At 64.3% G+C, this 7,259-nt stretch carries 7 protein-coding genes; 1 reads left to right on the plus strand and 6 read right to left on the minus strand.

What is annotated here, in order from left to right:
* Window positions 1-33: 33 nt before the first annotated feature.
* The 4 genes from JWQ89_RS09755 to JWQ89_RS09770 all read right to left on the minus strand — a co-directional run bounded on the left by JWQ89_RS09755 (window position 34) and on the right by JWQ89_RS09770 (window position 4,559).
* Entirely contained in the window at window positions 34-1,563 is a 1,530-nt protein-coding gene (locus JWQ89_RS09755; RefSeq protein ID WP_299640512.1) for a hypothetical protein, read from the minus strand.
* A gap of 40 nt (window positions 1,564-1,603) precedes the next feature.
* On the minus strand, window positions 1,604-2,431 hold the full coding sequence (locus tag JWQ89_RS09760) for a hypothetical protein (protein WP_299640513.1): 828 nt from the start codon (window positions 2,429-2,431) through the stop codon (window positions 1,604-1,606).
* An 11-nt stretch (window positions 2,432-2,442) separates the two neighbouring features.
* Window positions 2,443-3,819 (minus strand): hypothetical protein, encoded by a 1,377-nt coding sequence (locus JWQ89_RS09765; protein WP_299640514.1) that lies wholly within the window; start codon window positions 3,817-3,819, stop codon window positions 2,443-2,445.
* Window positions 3,820-3,956: 137 nt separating this feature from the next.
* On the minus strand, window positions 3,957-4,559 hold the full coding sequence (locus JWQ89_RS09770; RefSeq protein ID WP_299640516.1) for an XrtA/PEP-CTERM system exopolysaccharide export protein: 603 nt from the start codon (window positions 4,557-4,559) through the stop codon (window positions 3,957-3,959).
* A gap of 427 nt (window positions 4,560-4,986) precedes the next feature.
* On the opposite strand from JWQ89_RS09770, the gene JWQ89_RS09775 reads away from it, so the two are divergent.
* Window positions 4,987-5,703, plus strand: a complete 717-nt coding sequence (locus JWQ89_RS09775; protein ID WP_299640518.1) for a hypothetical protein — start codon at window positions 4,987-4,989, stop codon at window positions 5,701-5,703.
* On the opposite strand, the gene JWQ89_RS09780 is transcribed toward JWQ89_RS09775, so the two are convergent.
* Both JWQ89_RS09780 and JWQ89_RS09785 read right to left on the minus strand, forming a co-directional pair.
* Complete coding sequence (locus tag JWQ89_RS09780; protein WP_299640520.1) at window positions 5,700-6,659, minus strand: glycosyltransferase; 960 nt, start codon at window positions 6,657-6,659, stop codon at window positions 5,700-5,702. The genes JWQ89_RS09775 and JWQ89_RS09780 overlap by 4 nt on opposite strands.
* A partial coding sequence (locus JWQ89_RS09785) for a glycosyltransferase (RefSeq protein WP_299640522.1) occupies window positions 6,656-7,259 on the minus strand: 604 nt, incomplete at its 5' end. The genes JWQ89_RS09785 and JWQ89_RS09780, both read right to left, overlap by 4 nt.

A 7,259-nucleotide genomic window follows, 5' to 3' on the forward strand; every position in this document is an offset into this window, starting at 1 on the left:
GTTGTCGAGAGGGGGGCGCAGCGACGTCGGTCATCAGAACGTTCGGACCAGAGAGACCGTACCGATGTTTTCCTTGTAGCGCTGGAGCAGGGTCGCCGCGGCCGGCCGGAAATGCCGGTTCTGGTAGTTGAGGTTCGCGGTGGTGCGGCTGTTGAGCCGGTACTCGATCTTGCCCTCTGTCAGATAATAGTTGCCCTCGCGGTCGCCGACGCCGGGCAGAATCTGACCGTTGAGGCGCTCGCTCGCATAGAGGAAACGCAGCGACAGTTCCAGGTCGGGCCGCACCAGGTTCGCATAGGTCACGCTGTGCGAGAGGGTGAGGCTTTCGGCCGAAACGCCCACGTACCTCTGTTGCGTCGAGCTCAGCGTGTAGTCGAGCGACTGCCGACCGAGATCGACGAGCGCGCGGAGGCTCCCCGTCCGGTTGATCGACGGCAGGTTGAAGAAGTTGCTGTTCAGTCCGAACGCGGGCGGGATCACCGGGATCGGCAGCGGCTTGTCGAGGCCGCCGACATAGTCGACCAGCACATTGTTGATCTGGATCGGACCGGGCGACAGCGTGTTGGAATAGTCCGCCATCAGGTAGACGGGCCGGGCGACGCGCAGCGTGGCGCTGCCCGACCAGTAGGCCGCGTCATAGCGGCGGCCGCCTTCGAGGCGGATGTTCGCCGTGTCGTTGAAGACGTACTGGCCGCCGACAGACCAGAAGGGCGCGCTGAGATCCAGCAGGCTGGTCAAGGTCATGTCGTCATAGCCGGCCCGGACGATGCCGGTGAACCGCGGCGTCACCTGATAGAAGCCCGACACCGATCCGGCGGTGCTCTCGAAGGTCTGATCGTCCTTCTGGTATTGGGCGGAGGCGACGAAGCGAACCCGGCCCAGATTGGCGCCGGTGTCGGCCGCGCCAATCAACTGGTAGATCGACGTCTCCGGCGCGAGGGCCGGGACGGCGGTGCTGGTGGACTTGGGACCATCGTAGAACACCTGGCCGTAGCGCGCCGCCGCCGAGAGATCGAAGATCCCCGGGGACAGGGTCAGGTGCGGGCCGACATAGTATGTGCCGACCTGATAGTCGGTGGCGTTGGCGGATCGGAAGAAGTCCGTCGAGCCGAAGGTCGTCACCGACCCCTGGGTCCGGGCGCCGGCGGCTTCGATGGCGAGTATGTCCGGCACCACGACAAAGGCGGCGTCCGCCACACCGCGGTAGGTCAGCGAGTCGTATTTCTTGGACTTGGAATAGGCGTCATAGACGATGTCCCCCGACAGGTTGGCCTTGGTGCGGGGGCTGTCGTACCGGCCCTCCAGGCCCGCCGTGACCCGCCCGATGACATCGGACTGCTCGTTGGCGCTGGTGAGGGCGACGTTATCGGTCACCGCCGCCTGCACGCCGATCCGAGGGCGCAGGAAGTTGGCCGGCAAGGCGTCACGCGGCGCGGCGGCCTTTACCGCCGGCTCGGGCCTGACGGGATTGGCCAGCGGCTGCGCGACCGCGACGCTCGCGGCGCTCAGCGCAACAACACTGGCGCTCACCGCCAAACGCACGAATTTAGAAGTTATAATCACGAATTAGCCCCCCGCTATTATCTGTCGACCTAAGTGTTCGTTAGCGCGGTGCGTAACGAACTGGAGATTGCGAATGGTCAGTTCGATTGAGAACCAAGGCCACGCGGGACTCGTCCACGCCCCCGGCCTGTCTATGCAGCAGTTTGATGCCTTCGTTTATATCGGACTTTTTGGTCTGACCCTTCGAAACCACGAACAGAATATGCGCTGCGTGATGGGCCAGGGAAACAGTTTCACTACAGGCCAGAATTGAACCCGAGTCGATGAGCACGATGCTGCGCTGATTTTCAGCGTGAATCGCCTTCAGCAGTTGGGTCATCCGGTCGGTCGTGATCAGCTCGGGCGCGTCGATACGCGGCTTGCCCGCCGGCACGATCAGGACGCCATCGACGTTGGTCGGATAGACGACGTCTTTGACCTCAAGCGTATCGTCGTCGAGGTAGTCGAGCAGCCCGAGCTCCTCCGACAGGTTGCTGCGGCGCGACAGTTCCGGACTGCGCATGTCGGCGTCGATCAGCACCACCCGCCAATCGCGCTCGAACATGAAGCTCATGGCCAGGCCGAGCGTGACCGTGGTCTTGCCTTCTTGGGGACTGGCGCTGGTCAGCAGGATCGTGCGCGGCTCGTTCGCCTCCCCTTCAGCCTTGGGCGCGAAGCGCGTCATCAGGTGACGCTTGAGCGCACGAAACTCCTCGCGGGTCCGGCTTTCGTCGAAGTGGGGCGTGGCGACCTTGCCGACCGAGTGCCCCGACGTCAGGCCCTGGAGGGCCGTCAGCGGCGCGCCGACGTCGACGACGGAGTCGTTGGACGCAACGGTGACCAGAACTTCGGTGCCGGCCGACGCGGATTCTAGTTTGGAGGTAGCCATTGAGTTTTCCATTACGAACTGGCGTCGTTGCCGACGAGGCGCACGGTGCTGCTGTTGCTGTTGTAGGCCAGGCGCGGGCGAAGGAACGGCGGGATGAACCGCGGATCGACCTTGGCCACCTGACCGGTCTGCCACGCCGGCTCCCATGACACCGTCGCGGCCACGGGCAGGTCGAACTCTTCCTCAAGTTCGCGGGGCGAGACGAGGACGCCGGAAACCGCGGCGCGGACGAAGGTCACCGCGCAGCCGATGATCAGGGCCACGACGAGCGCGCCGCCGACCAGCCAGGAGCGAGGCGGCATAAAGGAGACCAGAGGAACCGTCGCCGGGCGAATGATCTCAAACCGCTTGCCGGAGCCGAGGATGGCCTCGCTCATGCGGGCGGCTTGCTGCTTGTTGATCAGGTTCTGGTAGTCGGCGCGCAACACCGCGTCGTTGCCCAGGAGCGTGCCCCACTCGGCGATGATATCGGCCGGGATCGCCGCGCGGCCCCCACCCCTGCGCACGACCTGGGTCATGCGCTGGATCGGCGCCGCCGTCACAGTCGGCGCGGCCGGCAAGGTCACCGCGGCGGCGGCCGAGGCGGCCCGCGAGCGAAGTTGGATCGCCAGTTCGCGCCGGGTGTTCAGAACGTCCGGATGTTGATCGGTGTATCGGGTCAGCATTTCCGCCAGCTGGCCTTCCAGTGCCGCGATCCGTCCGTCTTCGGGGAAGGTGCGTGGCATGACGGGCGCGGGCGCGGCCGCCGGGCCGGCCGAGGGGGCCGCGATCGTGACGACGGAGTCCTCGCCGCCCGCGACGGGGCCGCCGATGCCGCCCGGCAGGATCAGGCCGGGGTGCGCCTGGCGATAGTTGGCCAGCTGCTGCTGAGAGTCGGCGAGCAGACCCTTGTACGTCTCGATCTGACCGTCGAGGAACCGCGTCGTCTGGCCGAGGTCGTTCTGGGTGCGGTTGAGGCTCATGCCGATGAACTGGCTCGTCAGCTCCTGCGCGACGCGGGCCGCGCGGACAGGATCGACGTCCTTCACATGGAATTGGATGAAGCCGTCGTCGTCGATCGGGCTGATCGTGATGCTCTTCCGGAACTGGCTGACGGCGTTCGTCATTTGCATCGGCGAAAGGTTCGCCGTTTCCGGGCTGATCTTGTTCAGGGTGACCTGAAGCTTGTTGTCGTTGAGCAGCACCTTGGGGTTGATCATGACCGAGGCGGGGGTGGTGGAGGCGCCGCCGAGCGAAACGTCCTGCGTCGCCGCGGCCATCACCACCTGCTTGTCGACATAGACCTCAGACCAGGCGTCGTATTGCTTGGGCAAGCTTACCGCCACGCCGGCGATGATCAGGAAGCTGATCACGGACACCATGACCAGGAACCAGCGGTACAGCCACATGCGACGAAACTCGTCGTGCAACCGGGATGTAAGAGCCTCAAACATTGCGTCTCATTTCCGTAAAAGGGCCAAGGCCGTCCGCCGTCCCAACGGCGTCTTCGAGACCGCCCCAGGCGGCCCCGTCACGAGCTTTCGGGTTAGAAGAAACGTTCCGGAATACGAATGACGTCGCCGGGCATCAGGGTCACGTTGGCTTTCAGATCCCCCTTCTTCATGAGGTCGTTGAGCCGCAGCGGAAGGGAGCGGACGGCGCCGTTCTCGGTGCGAAGCATCACGGCCTTGTTCCCGCTGGCGTAGACCGGCAGGCCGCCAAGCTGGATGATGACGTCCAGGGCGGTGATGCCCTTGCGATAGGGTACAGTCTTGGGCTCCATGGCGGTACCGATGACGCGGATGGCCGCCTCACTGCCCGGGGCCGAGAACGAACGCACCACCACGGTGACCATCGGGTCCCGGATATAGGTCGCCAGCGCCGTCGTCAGATCGGCCGAAAGCTGGATCGGCGTCTTGCCCTGAGCCTGGACGTCCTGAACAAGCGGCGCCGTGATCTTGCCGTCCGGCCGCACCGGGGTGGTCGTCGACAGGTCGGGGTTCTTCCAGACGAAAATCTGCAGCTCGTCGCCCGTCGAGATGATGTAGTTGGAATTGTCGATCGGGGCGGCCACTTGAGCCGGAGCCTGGGCAAACGACGCCGCGGGCCCGGACAGGGCCAGCGCAAGCGCGAATGCGAACTTCGTCATTTTCATCCCGGACTCCGTCGATCTCAATTCGGCACACAATTCCTAGCCGACACCCCATGGGCTGCAAAGCACGTTCCAGTGTGCGATCGGCCCACAAATACTCTGCGTTGCCGGTATGCGGCGCCCCAAGGTCCATAAGAAAGAATCTGCCGGGCCGGGCTGGCTCAAAAACTGTTCGACAGGATGCTTTTATAGTACCCGTTTGTGACGATTTACGCGGTCTCGCTTGCGGATAGATTAAGACGCGAAACCGGAAAGACTAAGTCGGCTTGCGAACATATCGGCCGTCGCGCCCCTCTGTTCGACGAGGACGCCCGGCTGGCGCCGCTCTTGCGAACCCGATCAGCGCCGTGTCCGATGTGGAGCGGCCTGGCACAGGCGGCGCCCCGCCAGGGGCCGCTGAACAATGAATGACGGTAGGCAGCGCATGGATATCACGACCCGCCCGGCGACCCCGGAGGATGTTGGTTTCCTGGCAAGGATCATGGAGCGGTCGATGCTGCCGGCGCAGGGCGCGGGCCTGTTCGACGACCTTGCCGCCTCCATAGAACTGGACCGCCTAAGTTTTCACGAGGCCATCCTGTTGGCGGGCGCCAACAATTGGGGGCAGCTCAGCAATTTCATCGTCGTCGAATGCGACGGAGAACTGGCCGCCGCGACATCGGCTCACCGTTCAAACATGCCGGATGTCAGGCCTATAACGGCCACGCAATTGATGCTTGTGTCCAAGTATCTGAATCTGCCGCAAGATCAGTCCAAGCGGTTGCTCCAAACCAGCATCATGAAATTCGGGGCCTTCGGGGATACGCCGCATTTTCGCGATCCCGCCGAGTACGTCGTGGAATACGCCGCCGTGATGCCCGCTTTCGCCGGCATGCAGCTGTCACGATATCTCTTTGGCGCGCACATCAAGCGGGCTCTCGATCTGGGCTGCCAGACCCTTGGCACCCGGGCCCTGGTCGGAAATGATTCAGCCCTGAACGCGTGGCAAAGGTTGGGCCTGCGCTACCACAGCACGGTCTCGGCGGAGCAGGCGGGCGTCAAGTCGATCGGCATTCAGCGCCTCGTTCTCGACCTTACGGATTTGCCCGAGGGATACGTACCGGGGGAGCCGCTGCAAAGCCGTCCGGCCGACCGACCTTAGAACGCGAAGTCCGCGCCTTGTAGATAGTTGAGAAATCTGCGGCGACGCGACAGTAGATCCGAATATTGGTTTCGGTACTTGAAGGCCTTGTACAGGCCACGCGCGAGCTGCTTCCATCCAGGCGAGAATTTGACGTCCAGCTGGAAGGTCAGGGACGGATTGTTGTCCAGGAAATCACGGTAGGGCTTTGCCAGCCGGCCGCTCCACGGCCACACCTGATAGTTCCAGGGCTTCTCGCTGCCCGTGAAGTGGACGATCCGCGGCGGGTGCGCGCGCCCTACGCCCAGTTCGGCGAAGCTGCTGTGGAAGTTATAGGCCGGGTCGAGCCTCACGCGGCGGTCCCGGCAGACCGCGTTCAACGCGCTCTGGTCGTGAAACTGGCACAGGGTCGGGTTGCGGAAGAAGTATTCCAGCGCCTCCGGTCCAACGCTCTCCCAGGTGCTCTTGCGGAAGGCCAGCACGCCCGAATTGAAATAGCGCTCCGGATCGTCCAGCCCCAGGCCGCTGAGATACGCCGCTCTTTGGGGCGAAGGCTTTTCGAGGAAGAAGGCCTCGCTGACCGCCGCAACCATACCTTCCGGAACGTCGTAGTTCAGCAGCGCGGAGACGTCGCCGCACACCTGCGTGTCGCCGTCGATGTAGACGATGTGGTCGTACTGCGCCGGCACATACTGGGACAACACCAGGCGGCCGAGCGACGCCTTCGGGACGTGACCTTCCCTGAAGTAGGTCGCGCTGGAGGGCGTGAAGGCCTTCTCATCCATCGGGATGAATTGAAACCTGTAGCGGGAAAGGGCCGACTGAAGCCTGGAGACGACCTCCTCCGGCACGGACACCGTGAAGATCGCGATATCGGCGGTTCGCATGCGGTCGGCGTCGGCCAGCTGGCAGGCCGATATCAGCGACGGCAGCAGGTAACCGGAGTCCGTGACGTAGGCGACCAGTCTGTTCGTCATGGGACTGTGGCGTAGAGGGCCGCGATCCGCCTGGCGTTGTCCGCCCAGGTGAACCTCCGCCTGATCAGGGCGGCCTTCGCGGCGGTCCCGAGCTTGGTCCGCAGGTCGGCGTCCTTGCACAGCCGCACCAGCGCCGATTTGAACGACGCCGCGTCACCGGACTTGAACAGCAAAGCGTCGCTGCCGTCGGTCAGGATCTCCCGGATATTGGCCTGGTCCGGCGCCACGATCGCCCGCCCAAGTTGCATGTAGTCGAAGATCTTCAGCGGCGACGCATAGGCGACGGCGGCGATCTGCAGGGCGACATTGAAGGTGGCGACATAGCTGGCGACCTCATGGTGCGGAACCGCGCCGACGAAGTGCGTCTGCTTCTCGAGGCCGGCGGCGATCGCCCGTTGCTTGAGGTCGGCCAGGGCGGGGCCGTCCCCAACCACCACCAGGTGCGCCTTGGCGCCCAGCTCCGGAAGGACGTCCATCGCCCAGCTGACGCCATGCCAGTCGCGAACGAAACCGACAAAGCCCAGCACAAGATCGTCCGGCGCCAGGCCCAGCCGCGCGCGGACAGCCGCCGCCGCGGCGGGCGCGATCGCGACGTCGAGG

The sequence above is a fragment of the Devosia sp. genome, from assembly GCF_028290645.1.
GTDB lineage: Bacteria > Pseudomonadota > Alphaproteobacteria > Rhizobiales > Devosiaceae > Devosia_A.

Coding starts and splice junctions, on each gene's coding strand:
- JWQ89_RS09760 (WP_299640513.1), bottom strand. CDS start 2,431: ATGGCTACCTCCAAACTAGAATCCGCGTCGGCCGGCACCGAAGTTCTG.
- JWQ89_RS09765 (WP_299640514.1), bottom strand. CDS start 3,819: ATGTGGCTGTACCGCTGGTTCCTGGTCATGGTGTCCGTGATCAGCTTC.
- JWQ89_RS09770 (WP_299640516.1), bottom strand. CDS start 4,559: ATGACGAAGTTCGCATTCGCGCTTGCGCTGGCCCTGTCCGGGCCCGCG.
- JWQ89_RS09775 (WP_299640518.1), top strand. CDS start 4,987: ATGGATATCACGACCCGCCCGGCGACCCCGGAGGATGTTGGTTTCCTG.
- JWQ89_RS09780 (WP_299640520.1), bottom strand. CDS start 6,659: ATGACGAACAGACTGGTCGCCTACGTCACGGACTCCGGTTACCTGCTG.